19 protein-coding genes and 1 tRNA gene are annotated in these 22,876 nt (G+C 37.8%); 13 read left to right on the top strand and 7 right to left on the bottom strand.

The annotated features are described in order from the left end of the window. The first annotated feature begins 616 nt into the window (after positions 1–616). Complete coding sequence (locus tag J3U18_RS09955; RefSeq protein ID WP_267353896.1) at positions 617–1,927, top strand: hypothetical protein; 1,311 nt, start codon at positions 617–619, stop codon at positions 1,925–1,927. Positions 1,928–2,136: 209 nt separating this feature from the next. On the opposite strand, the gene allD is transcribed toward J3U18_RS09955, so the two are convergent. The 5 genes from allD to allC form a co-directional block, all read right to left on the bottom strand. Continuing rightward, positions 2,137–3,186, bottom strand: coding sequence for an ureidoglycolate dehydrogenase (allD, locus tag J3U18_RS09950; protein ID WP_065562620.1), 1,050 nt, complete (start codon positions 3,184–3,186; stop codon positions 2,137–2,139). A gap of 23 nt (positions 3,187–3,209) precedes the next feature. Further along, positions 3,210–4,106 carry a carbamate kinase gene (locus tag J3U18_RS09945; protein ID WP_267353894.1) on the bottom strand — a complete coding sequence of 299 codons (897 nt, stop codon included), beginning with the start codon at positions 4,104–4,106 and terminating at the stop codon, positions 3,210–3,212. Positions 4,107–4,126: 20 nt separating this feature from the next. Next, the gene (allE, locus tag J3U18_RS09940; RefSeq protein WP_220225963.1) at positions 4,127–4,906 is read right to left on the bottom strand and encodes a (S)-ureidoglycine aminohydrolase; all 780 of its coding nucleotides are present in this window, start codon (positions 4,904–4,906) and stop codon (positions 4,127–4,129) included. 109 nt (positions 4,907–5,015) lie between these two features. Continuing rightward, the gene (locus J3U18_RS09935) at positions 5,016–6,236 is read right to left on the bottom strand and encodes an MFS transporter (RefSeq protein WP_065733976.1); all 1,221 of its coding nucleotides are present in this window, start codon (positions 6,234–6,236) and stop codon (positions 5,016–5,018) included. A 12-nt stretch (positions 6,237–6,248) separates the two neighbouring features. Further along, the gene (gene allC / locus J3U18_RS09930) at positions 6,249–7,475 is read right to left on the bottom strand and encodes an allantoate deiminase (RefSeq protein ID WP_267342781.1); all 1,227 of its coding nucleotides are present in this window, start codon (positions 7,473–7,475) and stop codon (positions 6,249–6,251) included. 398 nt (positions 7,476–7,873) lie between these two features. Here allC and fdrA point away from each other — a divergent pair, with 398 nt between their 5' ends. The 9 genes from fdrA (at position 7,874) to J3U18_RS09885 (ending at position 17,937) form a co-directional block, all read left to right on the top strand. Continuing rightward, positions 7,874–9,541, top strand: coding sequence for an acyl-CoA synthetase FdrA (gene fdrA / locus J3U18_RS09925; protein ID WP_065562973.1), 1,668 nt, complete (start codon positions 7,874–7,876; stop codon positions 9,539–9,541). Between the two features lie 11 nt (positions 9,542–9,552). After that, positions 9,553–10,812: a DUF1116 domain-containing protein gene (locus J3U18_RS09920; RefSeq protein ID WP_065562974.1), complete on the top strand. Its 1,260-nt coding sequence runs from the start codon at positions 9,553–9,555 to the stop codon at positions 10,810–10,812. Positions 10,813–10,815: 3 nt separating this feature from the next. Continuing rightward, positions 10,816–11,742 carry a DUF2877 domain-containing protein gene (locus J3U18_RS09915; protein ID WP_081299525.1) on the top strand — a complete coding sequence of 309 codons (927 nt, stop codon included), beginning with the start codon at positions 10,816–10,818 and terminating at the stop codon, positions 11,740–11,742. A gap of 3 nt (positions 11,743–11,745) precedes the next feature. Then, positions 11,746–12,669: an HTH-type transcriptional activator AllS gene (gene allS / locus J3U18_RS09910; RefSeq protein ID WP_065562976.1), complete on the top strand. Its 924-nt coding sequence runs from the start codon at positions 11,746–11,748 to the stop codon at positions 12,667–12,669. Between the two features lie 50 nt (positions 12,670–12,719). Beyond that, complete coding sequence (locus J3U18_RS09905) at positions 12,720–13,952, top strand: pyridoxal-phosphate-dependent aminotransferase family protein (protein ID WP_267353893.1); 1,233 nt, start codon at positions 12,720–12,722, stop codon at positions 13,950–13,952. 192 nt (positions 13,953–14,144) lie between these two features. Further along, complete coding sequence (locus J3U18_RS09900) at positions 14,145–15,416, top strand: MFS transporter (RefSeq protein ID WP_267353892.1); 1,272 nt, start codon at positions 14,145–14,147, stop codon at positions 15,414–15,416. Positions 15,417–15,671: 255 nt separating this feature from the next. Beyond that, a complete protein-coding gene (locus J3U18_RS09895; protein ID WP_065733980.1) occupies positions 15,672–16,454 on the top strand; it encodes a basic amino acid ABC transporter substrate-binding protein in 783 nt (260 codons plus the stop codon). A gap of 12 nt (positions 16,455–16,466) precedes the next feature. Then, positions 16,467–17,228: an amino acid ABC transporter permease gene (locus tag J3U18_RS09890; protein WP_065562980.1), complete on the top strand. Its 762-nt coding sequence runs from the start codon at positions 16,467–16,469 to the stop codon at positions 17,226–17,228. Continuing rightward, entirely contained in the window at positions 17,215–17,937 is a 723-nt protein-coding gene (locus tag J3U18_RS09885; RefSeq protein ID WP_267353891.1) for an amino acid ABC transporter ATP-binding protein, read from the top strand. The genes J3U18_RS09890 and J3U18_RS09885 overlap by 14 nt, the downstream gene beginning before the upstream one ends. 71 nt (positions 17,938–18,008) lie before the next feature. Here the strand turns inward: J3U18_RS09885 and fabB are convergent, their stop codons facing one another. Next, the gene (gene fabB / locus J3U18_RS09880) at positions 18,009–19,220 is read right to left on the bottom strand and encodes a beta-ketoacyl-ACP synthase I (RefSeq protein WP_065562982.1); all 1,212 of its coding nucleotides are present in this window, start codon (positions 19,218–19,220) and stop codon (positions 18,009–18,011) included. Positions 19,221–19,530: 310 nt separating this feature from the next. Between fabB and J3U18_RS09875 the strand changes: the two genes are divergently transcribed. Together J3U18_RS09875 and J3U18_RS09870 are read left to right on the top strand one after the other, a co-directional pair. Beyond that, positions 19,531–20,796: a putative DNA modification/repair radical SAM protein gene (locus J3U18_RS09875; protein WP_416380413.1), complete on the top strand. Its 1,266-nt coding sequence runs from the start codon at positions 19,531–19,533 to the stop codon at positions 20,794–20,796. A 3-nt stretch (positions 20,797–20,799) separates the two neighbouring features. Then, a complete protein-coding gene (locus tag J3U18_RS09870; protein WP_065562983.1) occupies positions 20,800–21,579 on the top strand; it encodes a TIGR03915 family putative DNA repair protein in 780 nt (259 codons plus the stop codon). A gap of 45 nt (positions 21,580–21,624) precedes the next feature. Here the strand turns inward: J3U18_RS09870 and J3U18_RS09865 are convergent, their stop codons facing one another. Beyond that, complete coding sequence (locus J3U18_RS09865; protein ID WP_220225972.1) at positions 21,625–22,383, bottom strand: MlaA family lipoprotein; 759 nt, start codon at positions 22,381–22,383, stop codon at positions 21,625–21,627. 119 nt (positions 22,384–22,502) lie between these two features. On the opposite strand from J3U18_RS09865, the gene J3U18_RS09860 reads away from it, so the two are divergent. Further along, positions 22,503–22,574: transfer RNA gene (locus tag J3U18_RS09860), tRNA-Arg, on the top strand. Positions 22,575–22,876 lie beyond the last annotated feature (302 nt).

Raw genomic sequence — 22,876 nt, 5'->3', positions numbered from 1 at the left:
TTCTATCGCAAAAAAAGTTGAGGAGCGGGGTTTTTGGGGTTTTAAATTTCACTTAAAAATTATTAAATGATCAAAATTCTTGTTTTAAGCCCTAAAATAAAATTTTCAGGATCAATCGCTCTAATTATAAAGATTTGTAATGATGATATACTTAATCAAAACAATAGATAACCAATTGTAACTTAGATCATTTTTAGATCCAATTTACAAAAGTTAACGCAAATGAGTGAAAAAAAGTGTTGCATCGTGTTTTTCCAATCACTATACTTTTTACACGGTTTTAGCTAATAGGCTAAAATTTGACAGAAACGTATAAAATTTTAAATTAATCAAAAAATTACTTGACAGGATAGTCTAAAATGCATTATAATTTTCAACAGCCAACAGCCAACAGCCAACCTGCCAAACCTATCTTTTAAATTCGTCTAAGTCCAACACTCAGTTTAAATTTTTTACTGAATATTATTTTTCCACGCAATTAAGTGAAATTCTGCGAATTTTCGCGCGATCGCTTCCGCGATCCTCTTCTCGATCTTTTTTCCGGTCGTTTTCCGGATCCTCTTTCAGATCCTGTTTTCGATCCTTTTCCCAATTATCCCGGCAGATTGTTTTTTCCGTGGTCTTTTTCCTTCCTTTTTCGGGTCACGCATTAACTTCACAGACAACTGCAAATCAGATACAGGGTACTCCGCCTTATCTGACTTTCGACGGTGGTAGTACTCGTGCGGTTGATGCTAATGGTCTGCTTGGGATTACACTATCTGACGGAACTAATTACACGCCTTCTACTAATTTATCATCTACAACTCCAATCGTCTTGCCGGTTGCGGGTCAGAGTTTTGCTGATATTCGTATGTTCGTTCCTACTAATACAAATTCAGTCGATTTAAGTACACTTATCGGTCCTCCTAATAATTATTGGGGGGATGATGATGGAGATTCTGGTGTTACTGCTACTGGTCGTTTAAGTTTATCTATCGTCGATAAAAGAGGTCAATCTGTATCACGTAGTACAGTGCCAGAGATTTGTAAGGCACCTTATAAGGTTACGTTATCTAGTTCTAACGGTACATTATCTACTCGTTACGGATTTCCTAATCTTAGTACTTTCAGTGCCCGTAGTGAGACTTATTACGTCAATCCTAATGGTGGAGCGGTTTGTTTTGCTCGGCCTAACTTAAAATTAGGTAAGCGTGGTGATGATAGGAATAACCAATCTTATAATTTTGCTGGTCCGTCTTGGATGTGGGACCCAGCTAAGGGCTTTCTCACTCAAAAAACAGACCCATCATCTTACGGTCAAAACTTTCCTACAACTGGTGCTAATGGACTGTACTTTGATTTACTCATTAGTGGTAGTAGTCAGCCATTGTCTTGGTCCTCTGTTTCTCAGGGTGGTATCACCGTTACATTGTCTAATCCTACTGCTACAAGCGTACGCGTTACTTTAACTGGTCCTTACGCTGGTCGTATTTCTACTCCATCTTTGCCTCAGACCTTCGAGTTGGTCGGTCGTGATAATAATGGTACTCCTGTTGTTAAATATGGTTTTACTTTGAAGCGGTGGTTCGTCCACCGTGGTTCTCGGTCTGACTATTATCCTCAAACCTTATCTTGGTGTAATAGTATTGGTTATCGAGTGCCTCTCGTAGAGGATTTAACAAATTCAAATCATAATAGAGGCGCCACCCCTTCCTCGCCGGGTAATCATTATATGCGTCATATAGGTTCAGGCTTTTTCACGGAGTGGGGCAATATGCGTGATTACTCAGGCACTGGCTTCATACTCGGTAGGTACTGGACTAGAGACTGGTCTTTTGAGGAATGGGGTTCTCGTCGTTACCAGTTTGTCGTGCCCTCACACAACGGTAACGTGCTTTGGTATAACAACGGCAGCGTCAGCTACGGGCTTTGCTCCTATCCTTAGTTTTTATTTTTTCGTTCTTAATCCTTAGGTCTGGGGTGGGAGTAATAAAAAATAGTATCAAGTCATTAAAAGTAAACTAAGAGTCAACGTCTATCGAGTGATAGAAGACAATATTGTCGTTTAAAGCGATAAGCCATCCGCCTCATTTGAGGCGGATTTTTTAAGATGTTTAAAAAAAGTTGAGGAGCGGGGTTTTTGAAACCTTGATATTATTCGGCAAATTTATTTTTATGATCATAACGATTGTAATGAATATCATCACTAATTAAATAATTATAGATATCATCTACTATCTCTATGCCATTTTTTAAGTAATCGGCTTCACGTTTTTTGCTTCTTTCGCCTGGAAAGAAGATTTCACTATTGCCTTTGGCTGGTTTGGTTTGTTTTAGTTGGTCAAGCATAGCTGACATGGTTTGTTTAAAGATTTCGAGTCCAACAAAGTATTGTGGGTTGATCACAATATGCAGATGACCAAGGTTGCGCCCTTGGGATAGATCCGCATACATTGAGGAAACGTTTTTACCAAATGGTAAGCCAAGTAATATGCCTGAAAGTACATCGACCATCATCATTAGTCCATAACCCTTGGCATCGGCTATTGGTAGTAGGGCGTTTACTTTGTGGGGATCGGTTGTTGGTTCACCATGTTCATCAACCGCCCATGTTGGGGGAATGGAGGCGCCTTTTGATCTGGCGTATAAGACTTTTCCCCAAGCTTGGACAGTGGTTGCCATGTCAAATGAGACAATCCTTTCGTCGTTCGTTGGTGCTGCAAATGCGATTGGGTTGGTTCCAAAAAATTCTTCCGCGCCACCATATGGAACCGCCATTGGGTCAGATTGGCACATGGATATGGCGACTAAGTTTTGTTTAGCTGCCATTTCGGTAAAGTAACAAAGTGAGCCACTATGTGACATTCGACGAATTCCGACTACGGCAACGCCATTTTTTTTCGCCATTTCTATGGCTTTGTCCATACCAACTTTAGCGGCAACTAATCCGCATCCGTTATCAAAATCTAATATTGCTGATGATGGACCGGTTTCTTTATAGGTGACATTGGGGGAGTGAGTCATGCCTCCTTTTGCAATGCGTTCAGCATAATATTCAACGCGTACGGCGCCATGCGAGTGGATGCCTCGTGCATCGGCAAATGCAAGCGTATCGGCAGCAATATCGGCGTGCTCTTGAGTTAATCCAGCTTTATGTAGTTTTTTGGCAATTAAGTTGTGTAGTGTTTGTCTGTCTAGTCTCATTTTATCACTCCTATCTATAGTCGCTATTTGGTGATGATAGTACCTTTTGTTTGTGCTAATAGCGCTTCGATATCTGTTAAGTTGCCTATATAGGCGGTATTGCCAGTTTGTTCGACAAATTCAATAACGGATTTGATTTTTGGTCCCATAGCACCATCATCGATTGCCATTGGTTGTATTCGTTTGGTATCAACTTTGCCTAGAGCGGTTTGCTCAGGTGTGCCCCAGTTTTCATATACGGCGTCAGTATCGGTTAATATCATTAAGTGGTCCGCCTTTAGTTCGATTGCCAGTTGGGCGGCGCTATGATCTTTGTCGATAACCGCCTCGATACCTTTATAACCCGATTTATCTTTTATTACGGGAATTCCGCCCCCACCATTGCAGATGACGATGGTATCTTGGTTAATTAGCTCTTTGATGGTATTAAGTTCGATAATTTTTTTCGGTTTTGGGGATGCAACAACGCGTCTTAGGTATTTGCCATCTTGTTTAAATTGCCAACCATATTGGGCTTGTAGTTTTAGTTGTTCTTCAGGTTGATATACCGGACCTATAAATTTGGTTGGATCTTTGAATGATGGGTCGTTGCTGTCTACTTCGACTTGTGTTAATACGCAGGTAACTTGGTTGACATATTGCTGTAAGCTTCGCTGTATCATATACCCTAACATGCCTTGTGTTTGAGCAACAAGGACATCGAGCGGGTAGGCGGGTACGCTTGGGTAGCTGGCATTTTGTAGAGCAAGTAATCCAACTTGTGGTCCATTGCCGTGAACAATAACAAGTCGATATTTATTGGCTAATTTGGCAATAAATTGGGTCGTGCTGTTGATGTTTTGGTATTGGTTGTCAATAGAGAGTAATTCATTTCGTTTTGAAATCGCATTACCACCTAATGCAATAACTATTAGTTCCATACGGTGTCCTTTATTTTTGTTTAGATGTCCACATCCCGATGACAATCTTTTGAGTAGATATAACTCAGTGGTTGTTGGCCAACAGCGTAACACGCTTGTAGCGCATAGGCTCCCATGAAGATGTAGTCGTCTTTTTTAACCGGTATCCACTGGTTGTCAAGTAGGTACATACCTTCACCACTAAGTAAGTAGGCGCCGTGTTCTTGTACATGGGTTTCGATATAGCCATGACTTGCACCCGGTAGGAAGGTAAGAATATGGAAGTTCATATCAAAACCGAGTTCTTTGGGGAGAAGGTCTTGAATAAATACGTTATCCATATTTTCATAATTCATGCGTTCTAGTTGTTGAATATGATTAGCAATCACACGTGTTTGATAACCAGAAATAGGGTTGTAGCGACGTTTGTACAGGAATAAGCGTGATGAAGCGGTCATATTTTGTAAATAGAGTTTAACCCCAGCGGGGCAGTAGATGTAGCCACCAGTTTGTAAACGGTGTGATTGGTCATTGGCTTTTGCGTTGACGTCACCTTCTATCACATAGGCAAATACTTCAATATCATCATCCCCAAATCCTTGTAAGTTTTGACCACCTTGGTGCATGGTGACAAGGTAATCGACAAAGGATGCCCCTAGTTTAGGTGTGGCTAAGATAGTGATGTCACAATTTTCAAAGCCGGGAATGATATTTTTAACTAAGCCATCAGGCGGTATTAAGGCAAAATTATGACGTTTGATTATCGCGCGGGACGCTAATAGGTCTTTTGGGTAGCCGATGTTGTTATTGATATATCCCATAATGATCTCCTTGGAACATATGCTTTAGATTTAGGCAAGGTTTGCCGTGAGTACTACTTTTTTCGACTATTTATCAAATATCGATAAATAGTCGATGCTTTTGCGTGAATCAGTTGGTTATGTGTTTACGCAAATTAATTAAAAAGAATAATGCTGTTGCAATAACTAAGATTGCAATAGCCACATAGAACCCCGTAATTTTGGTTCCTGTTATATCCGCTAATAATCCAGTTAATGGTGGTGCTATCACTGATGAGCTCATGCCAAAGAAGTTAAATACACCAAATGCTGTGCCGTAACTGCTTTTTGGGGCAATTTCAGCCACGTGAGATATTAGAATCGGTTCAACAACAAACTTGCCAAATAATCCATAGAGGATTAATCCCATCAGTAATAAGGTGATGGTGGATGATTGGACTGCCATAAATAGTGTTCCGGCTGAAAGCAGTTCTAATACGATAATAAAAAATAGTCGTTTAGCACGAAATTTATCCGAGATTTTACTGATGACAAGTGCGCCAGGAATAGCGGCGAATGCGACTAAAGATGATGCAGAGCCAATGCTTCCGCCAGTAAAGCCTCGTTCAGTTTCAAGAAAGTTGGGTAACCAGCTTACCACCATGTAATAGCCATAGCATGTTGCAAAGTACATTATGTAACAAGCCACCATTGGGCTACTAAAGAAGTTATGTTTTTCTTTCGGCGCCGTTTCCGTTTTCTGTTTTTGAGTGATGACGCTTTTAATCGATGGCTCTTTAATGATAATTGCAAATCCAGCAATTAAGCAGAGTGTTAGAGCCGCAATAATATAGAGCATATATTGCCATGGCATATCCAACGCTTTAACTAAGAAGCTGGTGGATAATAAGCAAACACCCATACCTAACGCCGCGCCAGTATTGATAATGGCAGAGGCGAAGCTACGATTTTCAGCTGGAATATTTTCGGCTGATAGTGACCAAGCCGAACCATAGTAAGAGCCACAACCAAGACCTGCCAGTAAGCTACCAATATAGATCATCATCATTGAGTGTGCATTACCAATCATGATCGCGGCAATGGTAAAGAGTATGAAGCCAGGAATCACCACGGCTTTTTTACCATATTTGTCAACTAAGATCCCAGCTGGAATTTGCATTAAGGTGTAGGAAAAAAAGTAACAGCTAGCAATTAAGCCCAGCTCAGTATTTGATTGTGGTCCTACAGTTTGTTGAATTTCAGGAAAAATCGCTGCTAATACGGGGCGATAAATCCACATCACTAACCAACCGAGGAATAATAAAGCGACGATTTTATGCCAGTACTGTATGCCACCTTTTTTTTCTGTCATTTTAATTCCTTATTATTCTTGATAAGCCAATTGGTAAAGGGCATAAGTTAATGCTTTTATTCCTTCAACTAAGTCTTCGGTTTTAGTATCTTCAGCAGGGTTGTGGCTGATGCCTTTGATGCTTGGTACAAATAACATGGCGGTCGGTACTCGTGGTGCAAAAATTTGTGAGTCGTGACCGGCACCACTATGCATTACGCGATAACTTAGTTTTTCTTGGTTGCAGATGTTTTCGAGCATTTTTATAAGTTTGTCATCCATTGGAATTGGGGCTTCATCCATCCAACGATTTATTTCGATCTCAAGGCCCAGTTCTTTGGCGATGCGGATCATGTCAGCTTCAATCTCTTCGGTAAAGCTTTTAAGTTCTTCTTGGTTAGTGTGACGACAGTCTATTGTGAACATCACTTCCCCCGGAACGACGTTAACCACATTGGGTTTTGGTTCAACATGACCGAAGGTTAATACTAATGGATCACCCACTTTAATTGCTTTGTTAATGGATTCGTTGCAAATTCGGCTAAAAGCGTAGATTGCATCTTTACGGTAACTCATTGGTGTGGTGCCTGCATGATTTGCTTCACCTATTAAGCGGATGTTGTAACGACGTTGTCCAACGATGCTGGTTACAATCCCTATGCTTTTTTCTTCCCGCTCAAGTACGCCTCCTTGTTCAATATGTAGCTCTAAAAAGGCTTTGATATCGGTTCGTGCTTTTTGGGTGTTAAATTTAAATCCGCAGTTGTTCATCGCATCGACAAATTTGATGCCATTGTTGTCTTCGATATCGGCAACATCATCATTGTTGGCGATGGCAAATACGTTTTTGCTTCCCCAAAAGACATAAGGAAAGCGACTGCCTTCTTCTTCTGCCATGGAGATAAGTTCTAAGGTGCGTAATGGTTGGCCGTAGTTCTCTTTTAGGTATTTCATGGCAAGCATAGCTGCAATGATGCCAAGTTGGCCGTCAAGTTTGCCACCATTAACAACGGTATCAACATGCGAGCCAGACATGATGACTTGTTCTTTATATTTACTGCCTTCAAATCGACCATATAAGTTACCAATATCATCAAAATAGGTATTCATGCCAATTTGTGAGAGTTTTTCTTTAATTGCATTTTGGGCAGTAAGCCATTGTTCAGTATAAAGTAATCGAGTTGTTCCGCCTTGTTCTAAACCACCAAAGCTCGATATCCATTTAACTGCATTAGCAACATCATCATATAAAATATTCATAAATATTTACCTGCTATTTAAAACTCCATCATCGTTAACATTTTGCTTTTAATGTTAACCGCACATATCGTGTCGATACTACGGATCATTTTAAATGTTTTTTTTGTTTACCATACTATTAATATCAAATAATAATGTGATCAAACTAGCTTTTTTATATTTGTGAAATTTAATTAAATTAAGTAGTTATTATTATAAAAAATTTTTTAACAATCTTTTATGGTACTGATTTTAAATAATATTATATTTTTGATATCGTTAATGTTTTGTGATGTATAACCTGCTTATTGTTTATTTTTTCCGTAATATATAAATATAATCTAACTATTAGATTTTTTTAATGAGCTTAATGAGGTTTAAAGTTAACAGTATTTATCCTATTTGAGGGGCCTATTCTCATGATTCAATCTTTTATAAAAAAGGGAAGCTTTCAAGATTCTGTTAGTTTGATGTTGATATCAAAAAAACTGAGTAATCTTGATGAGGTTGATGAAGTATCTGTCATGATGGGTACTCCTGCCAATAAATCTTTATTAACCGCAACAGGTTTTTGGAGTGATAGTTTTAATGATGCAACGCCAAATGATATTTGTGTCGCGATTAAAACCAAAGATGACTCTAATGATGTTGTCGAGTTGATTAGTCAACAACTTGAGGATGCACTAAAAAATATCGCTCAAGCTCAGCAAGGTGGTGCAAAACTACTTAAAGCAAGGCGTTTAGCTAGCGCAACGAAAAAATTACCTGATGCTAATTTAGTGTTAATTTCGATTGCTGGGGAGTACGCCGCTGAGTTAGCCGATCAAGCTTTAGATGATAATAAGAATGTGATGATTTTTTCTGATAATGTATCAATCGAAGATGAAATCCGTTTAAAAACTAAAGCGTCTAAAAAAGATTTAATTGTGATGGGCCCCGATTGTGGGACGGCCTTTATCGCGGGTGCACCCTTAGCGTTTTCTAATGTTATTCCTAAAGGGAATATTGGGGTAATTGGGGCGTCTGGTACGGGTATTCAAGAAGTGGTTTCACAAATCGCTCTATTGAATCAAGGTATTACGCAAGCTATCGGTTTGGGTGGGCGTGATTTATCGCTTGAAGTCGGGGGGATTAGTGCGCTTACTGCCTTAAATATGCTCGCTGCCGATGCTGATACACAAGTGATTACCTTTATTTCTAAACCGCCAGCAGACAGTGTGCGGGAAAAAGTGATTTCAGCCATGAAGTTAATCCCTAAACCGGTGGTGGCTTTATTTTTGGGCTCGAAAATCGATAAACCTCAAGACGATAATATCTATTTTGCACGAACATTAGATGAAGCAGCTCGATTAGCCTGTTTATTAAGTCCAGTTGAAGCGATAGCGAATAAGTTGCCTAATTTAGCCAATAAAACGATTACAGGGTTATATACTGGCGGTACCTTAGCTTCAGAAGCGGCGATGTTGCTTGCTCAGGAACTAAATCTCACTACCAGTCATCATCATGATAAAGGGATTATGTTAGATCAACAGGGGCATAAAATTATTGATTTAGGTGATGATTTTTACACTGTAGGTAAACCTCATCCTATGATTGATCCATCTATTCGCGAAGATAAAATTGCTCAGCTTGGTGAAAATCACGACGTAGGTGTATTACTTGTTGATTTGGTTATTGGCTATGGCGCAAATGCCAATCCGGCTGAGTCAGTCATTTCAGGTTATCAAAAAGCCTGTGCTAAACGAGGTGATAATCATCCATTGATAGCTATCGCAACCGTGACTGGTTCAGAGCAAGATCCGCAATGTCGTAGTAAGCAAATTGAGGCGTTAGAATCAGCGAATATTGTTGTAATGAATAATTTACCGGAAGCTATTTTGTTAGCTAAAAAACTGATTACACCGGTTAAATCAAATAATTTCATTAAACCATATCCTTTATTAAGCCATATTAGTGTGATTAATGCTGGTTTAAGAAGTTTTGCTGAAGATCTTCAATCATCGAATATTCCTGTTGTGCATTATCAATGGGCGCCAATAGCCGGCGGTAATAAAAAATTAGCGGCTATTTTGCAAAAATTAAATTAAGAGGTTTTGATATGTTACGTACTGCAATAAATGAAGCAAACCAAAAAATTATTGAACGAATTAAAGCTGCTAGACCTCATTGGGTAGGCGTTATATCCGCTAAAGAAGCTGTACCAACCTTGGCGCAAGGTAAAAAATTACTTCACGCTGGACCACCGATTGTTTGGCATGATATGACTGGGCCAATGCAAGGTGCTTGTATTGGTGCTTGCTTGTTTGAAGGCTGGGCTCAAGATGAGAAGCAAGCTTTGCATTTGTTAGAGTCAGGCCAAGTTGAATTTATCCCTTGTCATTCTGTTAATGCAGTTGGTCCAATGGGGGGGATTACGTCAGCCAATATGCCAATGATTGTGGTTGAAAACATTACCCATGGTAATCGTGCTTACTGCAATTTAAATGAAGGTATTGGTAAAGTGATGCGTTTTGGTGCTTATGGTCAGGAGGTTTTAGACCGTCATCGTTGGATGAAAGAGTCGTTAGGGCCAGCTTTGAATGATGCATTAAAACTGTTTGATAATGGTATCGATTTAACCGCTTTGATGGCACAAGCTATTACAATGGGTGATGAATTCCATCAACGTAATATTGCTGCTTCAGCATTATTATTAAGAACGCTTTCACCAAAATTAATTTTACTTGATCGTAGTAAAGCGGAAATGGAAAAAATCTTTAGCTTTTTAAGCGTGACAGATCAGTTCTTCTTAAATGTTGCTATGGCATTTTGTAAATCAATTATGGATAGCGCAGCGCAAATTAAAGAGGGATCTATTGTTACAGCAATGACGCGTAATGGTAAAGAATTTGGTATTAAAGTCAGTGGTCTTGGCGATCAGTGGTTTACCGCGCCAGTTAATACTCCACAAGGCCTATTCTTTACTGGTTATTCACAAAAAGATGCAAACCCAGATATAGGTGATAGTGCTATTACTGAAACCTTTGGTATAGGCGGGGCGGCTATGGTTGCAGCACCAGGGGTAACTCGATTTGTTGGTGCCGGTGGCACGGATGTTGCATATGAAGTATCTGAAGAGATGAGTGAAATCTATTTAGAACATAATATGTTATTCCAAATTCCTACATGGAATTTCCAAGGATGCTGTTTAGGGTTAGATCTTCGTTTAGTTGTCGAAACCGGGATCACGCCATTAATTAACACGGGTATTGCCCATAAACAAGCAGGAGTGGGCCAAATTGGTGCAGGTACAGTTAGAGCACCGTTAGCTTGTTTTGAAAAAGCACTCGAGGCATTAGCAAAAAAACTAGACGTATAGGCTATGAGTTTGATGTATGTAGATGATGAATGTTTAAATAAGTCGCTAAATAATCAGCGACTTACTATCCCCGCTGTTGATTATTTGCAAGAGCGTGGTTTGTCGCAAGCATCTCATATTATCAAACCACTTTTAGTTAGTGCGGATATTCCGATAAAAGCGGGTGAGTTGTCACTCTTTAGTACTCATCAGCAAACGATTAATTTAATCAATGATGATCAGCAATTAATTACTATACATCGTTATAACAGCGGTTTGTCGCCCATGGGCATAGTACTTAAATCGTCTGATTTTGATTATGTTTTGTCGTTAGGTAGTGATTTATCTATTTATCAATCGGCAACGGGTGATTTGCAAGTTGGGATTTTTTTAATTTCACTTGATACGCATGTTTGTCAATTAAATATAAAAAAACATTCATTAGTTAATAAATCACAAATTGCTAATCTATTGAAAGAGATAGAAAATCCTACCGGCTTATTTGGTAAATTAAGTGACAATTTATCTGGTCAATATCAACTCGAATTATTATGTAATACCATGACTAATTTGATGAATGGTAAAGCAGATGATATTACGTCGTTTATTGGCTTAGGGCCGGGTTTAACGCCAAGTTTTGATGATATTATCGTGGGGATGTTGGCGGTTATCTCAAGCGATTGCCGTTTTGACAATCAAATTCGACAGCTTAAATTCGCCTTTGAGCGTTTGTCATTACATTTGTTAACCACAACTGTTAGTGCTAGTTTTTTGACTTATGCACTTCAAGGTAAATTTTCGTTGTTGGTGCTACAAGTGATTAATTCATTTGCACAACATAAATATCACCATTCATCAATAAAAAATTTATCGAATTATGGTCACACCTCTGGATCCGATCTCTTACTTGGTATATGGTTAGGTATTGATCGTTTTGTTTTAAGGGATTAAATCGTGCTAGATACAGAAACCATGCGGACCTTTATTAAAGTAGTTGAGAGCAATAGCTTTTCAAAAGCGGCTAAGCTACTTTACAAAACACCAGCAGCGATTAGTTATCGTATTAAATCATTGGAAGCCGATCTTAATACTCAACTTTTTGAACGAACCACACGGACTGTGACACTAACGCTGGCAGGGCAACATCTTTATGAGCAATGTAGCCAATGGTTGCTTTGGTTATCAACCATGCCTGATGAGTTACAACAGATTCGTGATGGTGTTGAGCGAAAAATTAATATTACCATCAATAATCTGCTCTATGATGTTGAGGCGGTAGCCGATTTGTTGACGTTTTTAAAAGAAAAATTCCCTTTTACTACTTTCAATATAAATCGACAAGTTTATATGGGAGTGTGGGATTCGTTATTGCATGGTGAGTGCCATTTAGCGATTGGCGCAACAGGCACTGAATCGCTTGATACGATGATTAATATACTACCTCTTGGTGAAGTAAGTTGGGTGTTTGTGGCAGCCAAAAATCATCCGATCACCCAAATTGATGGGGCGTTATCTAATGATACTTTACGTAAGTATCCGGCAATTAATGTTGAAGATACCTCTGTGCATATGAATAAACGAGTGGCTTGGTTATTACCAAGTCAATCTGAGATTATTGTGCCAAATATTACCACTAAGTTGGCTTGCCATTTAAGAGGATTAGGTATTGGTTTTTTACCCAAATCAATCTGCCAATCTTATTTAGATTCAGGTGAATTGATTGCCTGTAAAGTGGTTAATGAACGTAAGCCATCGCCATTGTCATTAGCATGGAAAAAATCGCATATGGGCAAAGTGATGAATGAAATTGTTAATCTGTTTAAGTTTCATCATCCCATTGCCAATAATTTTTTGAAAAATATAGATAAGAGAAGATGAGTTAGTGTAATCTTCAAACAATTAACTCGATATTAATAAAGGAAAAAATAATGTTAGACCTAGATAAATATGACCAAATTAATCCGCCTACGCGACTATTAATGGGACCAGGTCCAATCAATGCTGATCCTCGTGTCACTAGAGCGATGGCGGCACCTTTAATTGGCCAGTTTGACCCAGTTATGACTGATTATATGAATCAGACTATGTCACTTTATCGAGATATTTTTAAAACCAAAAATGAACAAACTTTTGTTATTGATGGTACTGCAAGAGCCGGTATTGAAGCCGTTCTTGTGTCAACAATTAAACCGGGTGACAAAGTATTAGTACCCGTATTTGGTCGTTTTGGTTTATTACTTTGTGAAATTGCCCACCGTTGTCGTGCTGATGTGCATACTATTGAAGTGCCATGGGGTGAAGTTTTTGATCCTAATGTTATTGAAGATGCTATCAAAAAAGTCAAACCCAAACTATTACTTTGCGTGCAAGGTGACACTTCAACCACATTATTGCAACCATTGGATAAAATTGGTGAAATTTGTCGTCGTCATGGTGTGTTGTCTTATGTCGATGCAACTGCTTCGATTGTGGGTAACCCACTTGAAGTTGATAAATGGCAACTTGATGGCGTTTCAGTGAGTTTACAAAAATGTTTAAGTGGACCTCCAGGTGTTGCTCCTCTTACTTTAAGTCCAAAAATGGTCGAGATTATTCAAGCTCGTAAATGTGTTGAGCTGGGTATTCGTGCTGAAAATGATGCGGGTGGTCGAGATGAGATGATCTATTCTAACTATTTTGATATCGATATGATTATCCGTTACTGGAGTTCTGAACGTATCAACCACCACACTGAAGCGACCTCAATGCTTTATGCTGCACGCGAATGTGCTCGAATTGTGTTACAAGAAGGTTTAGATAACGTGATTGAGCGTCATCACGTTAATGGGGCAGCAATGGTTGCTGGTTTACAAGCTATGGAACTTGAGTTGTTTGGCGATCTCGATCATAAAATGAATAATGTCGTTGGTGTGGTTCGTCCGGAACATATTAATGACCTTGAAGTTCGCAATTTAATGTTAAATGATTTTGGTATTGAAATCGGTGCTTCATTCGGTCCGCTTAAAGGTAATGTATGGCGTATTGGTACTATGGGCTATAATGCTAGAAAATCTTGTGTCATGCAAACATTAACCGCGTTTGAAGCTGTGTTAAATCGAGTTGGTTTTAAAACAGTACAAGGGGCTGGTTTACAAGCTGCCTGGAACGTTTATAACAGCTAATAATAAAATAATAATAAAAGTTCACTGAAGTGAGCGGAATTATACCCATTGGATTTTTGAGCTTTTAATTTAGAACGAAGTAATTTGTTGGTCAAATTGTCAACAAATTACTCTAAAAATAGAGTAAATTTAAAATAGTAGCAAAAATGTTAACTTTAAGTTAATTGGGATGATATTATTTAAGGAAATTTTATGAATAAATTGAATACTAAAATTCCTACCTGTGGGTATAATCAAAAAAAATGGAAAGGGCGTTATACCATTTTATTACTATTATGGTCAGGTTGGTTACTTTCGTTTCTTGATCGTATGGTAATGAATGTCTCATTGCCGTTTATTGGCCATGATCTTGGTATCGATAAAACTGTACAAGGTTCAATTATTAGTGCATTTTTTATTGGTTATGCACTGTTCCAAATTCCCGGTGGTTATTTATCAGATAAATTTGGTCCGCGTAAAGTGATGGCTTTTGCCATTATTTGGTGGTCGATGTTTACGCTTTTTACCGGTCTAATTTATGTATTACCATTAATGTTGCTGACTCGCTTTATGTTTGGTGCCGGTGAAGGTTGTTTCCCAGCTTCGTCTTGGAAAACTATCTCTACTTATTTCCCTGCCAAAGAACGAGGACGAGCAACGGCAATTCAATCTTCCGTCAACACATTAGGACCAGCAATATCTGTAATTGTGGCAGTTGCCATTATTGAATGGTTAGGTTGGCGTGATGTATTTATCATCTTAAGTATTCCTGGTTTTATATTAGGCTTTTTTATCTACAAGTTTATTCACAATAATCCATCTGAAAATAGTCTGATTGGTGCCGATGAACTGCAAGAATTAGAAATAATCAACGATAATGTCTCAGTCGAAGAGAGCTCGTCTTCGTTAATAGATGTATTGAAAATGCCAATACTCTGGAAGTTATCGCTAATTTGGTTCTTATTTGATATCACATTCTGGGGATTCACCACTTGGTTACCAAGTTATTTACTTGAAGCAAGAGGATTATCGCTCTCCAAAACCGGTATCTTAGCTGCAATCCCATTCTTATTTGGTGCGTTAGGAACTTTAGTTGGTGGTTATTTTGCTGATAAGTTCGAACAAAAATTAAAATATGTATATGGTTTAACCGCTTTTATCTCTGGGATATTTCTTTTCTTAATGTTCCAAGTCGATAATCTTGAGGCTGCTATAGTCTTCCAATGCGTATCAGCACTCTTTATGTTTATCGCATTTGCTATCTTTTGGGGAATGCTAATGCATATGATTCCGCCGGTAATCATGGGCAAAGCCTCAAGTATCGTCAACTTTGGTGGACAAGTCGCAGGCGTATTATCACCATTCATCATCGGCTTCCTTATAGACAACGCCAACGGAGGCTACAACCACGCCTTCTTATTTATGGTGATCGCGTTAATAAGCTCAGCGGTATTGACCTTTTTCATTAAAAAAATGAATATTTAGTTAATCTACATGATGAGAAATGTTGAGAAAATACTCAAACTTGGTTTGAGTATTTTTTTCTTTGATGAATGGTTTATTCTAAGAGTAATTTAATTATTAATCAGTGCATTTTTTAAATGCAAAAAAAGTTGAGGAGCGGGGTTTTTAGCCTCTATAAAAGCATTAATTAATCACCAATTAAGTTAAATATTCTGTTGAAATATTTTGCTTAAAAGTTATTATGTTTCGAATATTTATTTATAGATAGGAATCTGTATGCGTAATTCTTTTTTTTCTGTAATTTTGTCTTCTCTTTTATTATTCACATCTTCATTTAGTTTTGCCAGTGAGCAGACTTATGTGGTTGGAGCAGGGGGAACATATCGTCCTTTTGAGTATGAAAATAGTGATAAGCAGTTAGAAGGCTTTGATATTGATCTTATTAAAGCGATTGCTGAAGCTCAAAATTTTAAAATCAAATTAATTAATACGCCATGGGAAGGCATTTTTGCTACTTTAGATAATGGTGAGCGCGATATTATCATTTCAGGTATTACTATAACTGAAAAGCGTAAAAACTCTGTTGATTTTTCATTACCGTATTTTCCTGCTGAACAAGTTATTGTTTCTCAAAAAACAACTGAAATTAAGTCAATTGCTGATTTAAGTAATCATACTGTTGGAGTGGTTAATGGTAGTACGGCTGATGTGGTTGTTTCTAAAGTACTCGGTAAAAATAGCACTGCAATTAAACGTTTTGATAATACGCCATTATTGCTACAAGAGCTTTATGAAGAGGGTATAAGTGCAGCCGTTGCTGATGTTGGTGTGGTTAAATTTTATATTAAAATGCATCCCGGTAAAGATTTCAATTTAGTCTATGATAATAGTTTTGAATCGCAATATTTTGGTATTGCCGTTGCTAAAGGTAATACTGAATTACGCAATAGCATCAATGAAGGCCTGAAAAAAATTGTTGCAGACGGTACTTATGCTTCAATTTATAAAAAATGGTTCGATAATAATGTCCCATCTTTACCATTAGATTCTAAAGAGTAAAGTGGAATAGTCATGGCATTTAATTGGCAAATTATTGAAGAATATACGCCCCTCTTTATCGAGGGGGCAAAATTAACCGTTCAATGTACTATTATTTGTGTCATTTTAGGGACATTATGGGGATTGACGTTAGGTATTGGGCGAACCGCATCAGCTAAATTTGGTTTTTGGAAATGGGTGCTTCACTATGGTGTACAATGGCCTGTTAAAATTTATGTTAGTGCTTTTCGTGGTACACCACTATTTGTTCAAATCATGGTAGTGCATTATGTGTTAATGCCATATTTTCTAAACCCTCGTGATGGATTATTGGTTTCCGATAATCTTATTTCAATGTCCACCGCTCGTTATTGGCGTACTGAGTATGGGGCGTTTATTTCCTGTGTTACGGCAATTACGTTAAATGCCGGTGCCTATATTTCCGAAATCTTTAGAGCAGGGATTGAATCAATCGATAAAGGACAAATGGAAGCTGCAAGGTCACTTGGAATGAGCTATGGTAGTACCATGCGTAAAGTAATTTTACCACAGGCTTTTAAACGTATGCTTCCACCTTTGGGTAATAATGCAATAGCTATTTTGAAAGATTCGTCACTCGGTGCAGCGATCGGTTTGGCTGATTTAGCTTTTGCTGCAAGAACATCTGGAGCTGCATATGGGTCTTATACTGAACCTTATATTGTGATTTCTATTGTGTATTGGGTAATGACATTCTTGCTTTCATTATTAGTAAAATATTTAGAAAAAAGGTTAGGCAAAAGTGATTCACATTAAAAATCTACAAAAACAATTTGGCGATATTCATGTGCTACGAGGTATTTCTTGTGATATTCAGGAAAAAGAGGTGATTTCTATTATTGGCCCTTCGGGCTCAGGTAAAAGCACCTTTTTACGTTGCATTAATGGATTAGAAGATATTACTTCAGGCGAGATTGAAGTTAATGGGTTTAAATTGCCAGATGCTAAAACCAATATCAATCAACTCCGTGAATCAGTTGGCATGGTTTTTCAACGTTTTAATCTTTTTCCACATATGACGGTATTGGAAAATTTAATTTTGGCACCAATGGATGTCAAGAAGATGCCAAAAAATGAGGCAATTAATAAGGCGGAAGGTTTATTAGTTAAGGTTGGTTTGATTGATAAGATTGATGCGTATCCAAATCAATTATCCGGTGGTCAACAACAACGTGTCGCGATTGCTAGATCATTGATGATGGACCCGAAAGTTATGCTTTTTGATGAACCTACTTCGGCGTTAGATCCTGAGTTAGTCGGTGAAGTTTTAGCCGTGATGAAGGCTCTTGCTCAAGAAGGGATGACCATGGTGGTTGTCACGCATGAGATGGGTTTTGCTAGAGAGATGTCAACTCGTGTTATTTTTATCGATCAGGGCATCATTCAAGAACAAGGCTCACCTGAGCAAATCTTTAATCATCCTCAAAATGAAAGAACACAGCTGTTTTTAAGTAAAGTATTATAATTAGTCTTTGATTTAGCTATAAAAAACCGCACTAATGAGTGCGGTTTTTTATTAAACATTAACTATCAGACTTAAGCTTTATATTTTTTCATGACAATTGAAGCGTTAGTGCCACCAAAACCAAAGCTATTTGACATTACTGTTGTTAATTCACGTTCAGTTGGCTCGGTAATAATGTTCATTCCAACTGCTTCATCAGCAAGTTCGTCGATGTTGATACTTGGTGTGATAAAGCCATGTTCAAGCATAAGTAATGAATAGATTAATTCTTGAGCACCGGTTGCACTCAATGAGTGACCTGTCATTGATTTAGTCGAAGAGATAGCTGGAATGTTATCTCCAAATACTTGTTTGATTGCCCATAATTCTTTAACGTCACCAACTGGTGTTGAAGTTCCGTGAGTGTTGATATAATCAACTGGTGCGTCAAGATCTTGAATAGCGAGTTGCATACAACGCATAGCACCTTCACCAGATGGTGCAACCATGTCATAACCATCAGATGTTGCACCGTAACCAACTAGTTCACCATAGATATGTGCACCACGAGCAAGCGCGTGTTCAAGTTCTTCAACAACTACCATTCCAGCACCGCCAGCGATAACGAAACCGTCACGGTTTTTATCATAAGCGCGTGATGCTTTTTCTGGGGTGTCGTTGTATTTGGTTGATAATGCGCCCATTGCGTCAAATTCACATGACATTTCCCAGCAAAGTTCTTCCCCACCACCAGCAAATACAATGTCTTGTTTGCCAAGTTGGATAAGTTCTGCTGCATGACCAATACAGTGAACTGATGTTGCACAAGCAGATGTCATTGAGTAGCTAATACCTTTAATTTTAAATGGTGTGGCTAAACATGCAGATATTGCAGATGACATTGATTTAGTTACTGCGTAAGGACCAACACCTCTTAAACCTTTTTCTTTCATGCCGGCAACGACATTATATTGAGTTTTGGTTGAGCCACCATAACCAGCGATTAGACCTGTACGAGGATTAGATACTTGTTCTGGGGTTAATTTTGCATCTTCGATTGCTTGTTGAAGAGCCAGATAACCATAAATAGATGCATCATTCATAAAACGGACAACTTTGCGATCAATAAGCCCAGTTGTATCTAATTTAACATTACCACATACATGACTGCGCATTCCGCTATCTTTCATTTCTTGAGAGAAAGTAATACCACTTCGGCCCACTTTCAATGATTCTAAAACTTCTTTGGTATTATTCCCAATACTTGAAAGAATACCTAATCCTGTGATTACTACACGTTTCATCTAATGCTTTACTCCTAAGTTAACCAGCTTCGTATGAAAAATTGGTGTGATTATAGCGTACACTTGTAAGCTGAACAATACCCTATGATTGATTTTATTTCACAATTTTTAAATAAGATAGGGTTAGTGGAATAAGTAATCAATGATACTCCCGCTTTTTACATTTTATTTATAGTCTCTTAATAAAGTAGAGTTTATATGCAGTTTTATTGAGCAAATATTTCCTATTTTTGATCTGATAATTTACTTGCAGATGCAAGTAAAATAGTTATAATGCTGTAAATATATACAGTCATTGGTGGTAATTATGATTCAAGACAAAATGATGTCAAAGCTTGAGATATTGGCAGAATCTGCAAAATATGATATTTCGTGCGCATCAAGCGGTACCTCACGCAATAATAAAAATAAAGGTATTGGTAGTGCCTCTCGTTGTGGTATCTGTCATTCTTTTACCGCCGATGGTCGATGTGTCTCGTTATTAAAGATTATGCTAACCAATTACTGCATATTTGATTGTGCTTACTGTATTAATCGCCAAAGTAATGATATCCCACGAGCTGGATTTACTCCAAAAGAGTTAGCCGATTTAACCATTGAATTTTACCGTCGCAATTATATCGAAGGACTTTTTTTAAGCTCTGGCATTATGCGTAGTGCTGATCACACAATGGAAAAAATGATTCGGGTAGTCAAAATTCTACGTCAAGAATACCATTTTAATGGTTATATCCATATGAAAGCTATTCCTGGCGCAAGTAATGAGCTTATCAAAGAAGCCGGTTTATTAGTTGATAGAATGAGTGTCAATCTAGAGATTCCTACTGAACGTAATTTAAAATTACTTGCACCGGATAAAGATCATCAAACGATCTATCAACCAATGCGTCATATCCAACAAAATTTGATGGAAAATATTGAAGATCGCAAAAAAATTAAGTCTACTCCAAAATTTGTACCATCAGGGCAGAGCACCCAGGTAATTATTGGGGCGACAGATGAAACCGATAATCAAATATTACAACTTACTGCCAAACTTTATAAACGGCCAAGTATGAAGCGGGTTTACTATTCGGGGTTTATTCCGGTCAATAGTTATGACAAGCGATTGCCGGTGTTGCAAGAAGTTCCACGAGTTCGCGAAAATCGTTTGTACCAAGCTGATTGGTTACTTCGTTTTTATGATTTTAGCGTTGATGAGATTGTTAATGATGAACATCCTGATCTTGATTTAACTGTCGATCCAAAATTGTCTTGGGCGATTCGTAATCCGCAGTTTTTTCCGGTAGATATCAATCGTGATAGTTATCGAAAAATTTTGCGAGTTCCTGGCATTGGTGTTAAATCAGCTAAATTAATAGTGATGGCAAGGCGACATCGAAAACTTAATATTGAAGCGTTAAAACGCATAGGCGTTGTGCTTAAACGTGCGCAATTTTTTATTGTTTGCCATGAAATGAGTACCTATAAATTGCTCGAGTCATCTGATGAATATATTCGACTGAACCTGCAAGATCCGCCATTACTTGAAGCTAAAAAAGATCCTATTCCTCAGCAGCTTGTGATGGGATGGTAAGTTATGCTAGCTTTTTATTATGACAAATCTTTCGAAGGATTGTTATGCGCGGTTTTTGATGCGTTTAAACTTAAAAAAATGCCGGAATGCTTGTTGTCGGATGATGATGTTGTACCGCTTTTGGTATCTGATTCTCACCATGTTGAATTTCGTAATAGCAAGTATGAAAGGGTATATTCGGCGCTACAAAAAAAGTTATCTAAGATTGCACTAAATCAGATCTTATTTACTTGGTTATCAGAGCTGCCTGAAAGTGATTTAATCATTTTTCGTTATATTTGCAAAGTATTTAAATCTAACTATTCAATTGAAACTGATTTTGGCGATCCAGATGTATTAGCCATTCATGATATCGCTAAAAAAGTGAATAAAGAAAAACACCATATCCAACAATTTGTTCGATTTAATGCTATCAAAAATCCAACAAGTGATGAAAAGATCTATTTTGCGGTTATTGGTCCCATTTATAATGCTTTACCATTAACGACACGATTCTTTAAAGATCGTTATGCCGACCAAAAATGGGCTATTTATGATGAAAAACGCCAGTATGGTTATTTTTATGATTTAGAAAAATTGGAGAAAATATCGTTAAACGATGATCTAATTATTAATAACAAAATTAACCAAGATTATTTAACTGATGATGAAAAACTTTTTCAGACCATGTGGTACCGTTATTGTAATGCACTAACGATAAAAGAAAGAATTAACCCAAAATTACAACGACAAAATATGCCAAGACGATTTTGGCAACACTTACCTGAAATGCAGCAAAAATAAAAAACGCCGAACAAGCCGGCGTTTTTTATTAATGTAGGGAAAATTCTATTGGGCGTCGATATCGCCAATAATACCGTTGATACTTTCTTGACGTTGTTGCTCTTTTTTCTCATCAACTTTACCGCCTGACGCATTAAAGTCATTACGTTGGAAGTAAGCATTACGCATAAAGTTATAAGGGTCATCACTATTTTTAAGCAGATCTTCATACTCAATAGCTACGGCACGAGCTTCAACGCCATCAACAACACCACGAACTAACGCCCATTCCCAATCTAACCAAACAAGTGGTGGGTATAAAGTGTCAACGATGTCACCACCTTCCTGACGAAGTGTCGCAGAACCATAGAAAGGTAATACAACATAAGGACCATAAGGTACATCATAGTGACCTAATGTCTGACCAAAGCTACGTTTTGAGCCTTTTTGTAATTGAGGATCCGCCATTCCAGCAACATCAAATATACCCGCCACACCAAAAACGGTATTGATAAAGAATCGAGCTAAATGTTTACCAGATTCACGGCCTTCGCCTTGTAGTGCACTATTGACTACTGATGCTGGTTCAGAAAGGTTAGATGAAAAATTAACAACGCCTTTACGTACAGGTGTTGGTACATAATCTTTCCATACCACAGCTGCCGGGCGTAAAATATAAGGATCAAGGGCATAATAGTTAACATCAAACATGGTTTTGTTAAAACCTGATAATGGGTCACTATAACTGTTGGTTTCAGCTTGATAAGTGGCACAACTTGTCAGTGCTAAAACCGAGAACATCATACCTATTATTCTTTTTTTCATAATGTTATAAATCATAATTGACGAATGTTAAGATTGTATCATGTTTGTTCAAAATAGAAAATTTTTCATTATTTAAATAGTAATATCTTGATAAATTTATTAGAATAACCGCCCGAGATGACCTCATAGTTAAATGGATATAACGAGCCCCTCCTAAGGGCTAGTTGCAGGTTCGATTCCTGCTGGGGTCAAATTCCCTTAAACTCATTATGACGCCTTTATACGCTAAAAGCCTTTATAAAACTGGATTTGTCGTATTTATATTACTCCGCTACACTCTCTTTTACGTTTGACAACGCAAACCGTTCTACGGTATATTTTAATACCGTAAATCATGCTAACAATTAAAGCAATCGAAGCCTCAACATAAAAAACGAAACCCAATAAATTGCCTCATTATGAAAGCTTGCATTTATACATTATGATCTCAAAATTAGTTTTAACAGCTGAGTGAATTATTACTAAAAATAATTTGGAAAAACAAAAACTGATT

Source organism: Gilliamella sp. B3482 (assembly GCF_026536805.1).
In the GTDB taxonomy this organism is placed as follows: Bacteria; Pseudomonadota; Gammaproteobacteria; order Enterobacterales; family Orbaceae; genus Gilliamella; species Gilliamella apicola_E.
The sequence above is the reverse complement of the archived record's forward strand: the minus strand, read 5'-3'. Positions and strand labels throughout refer to the sequence as shown.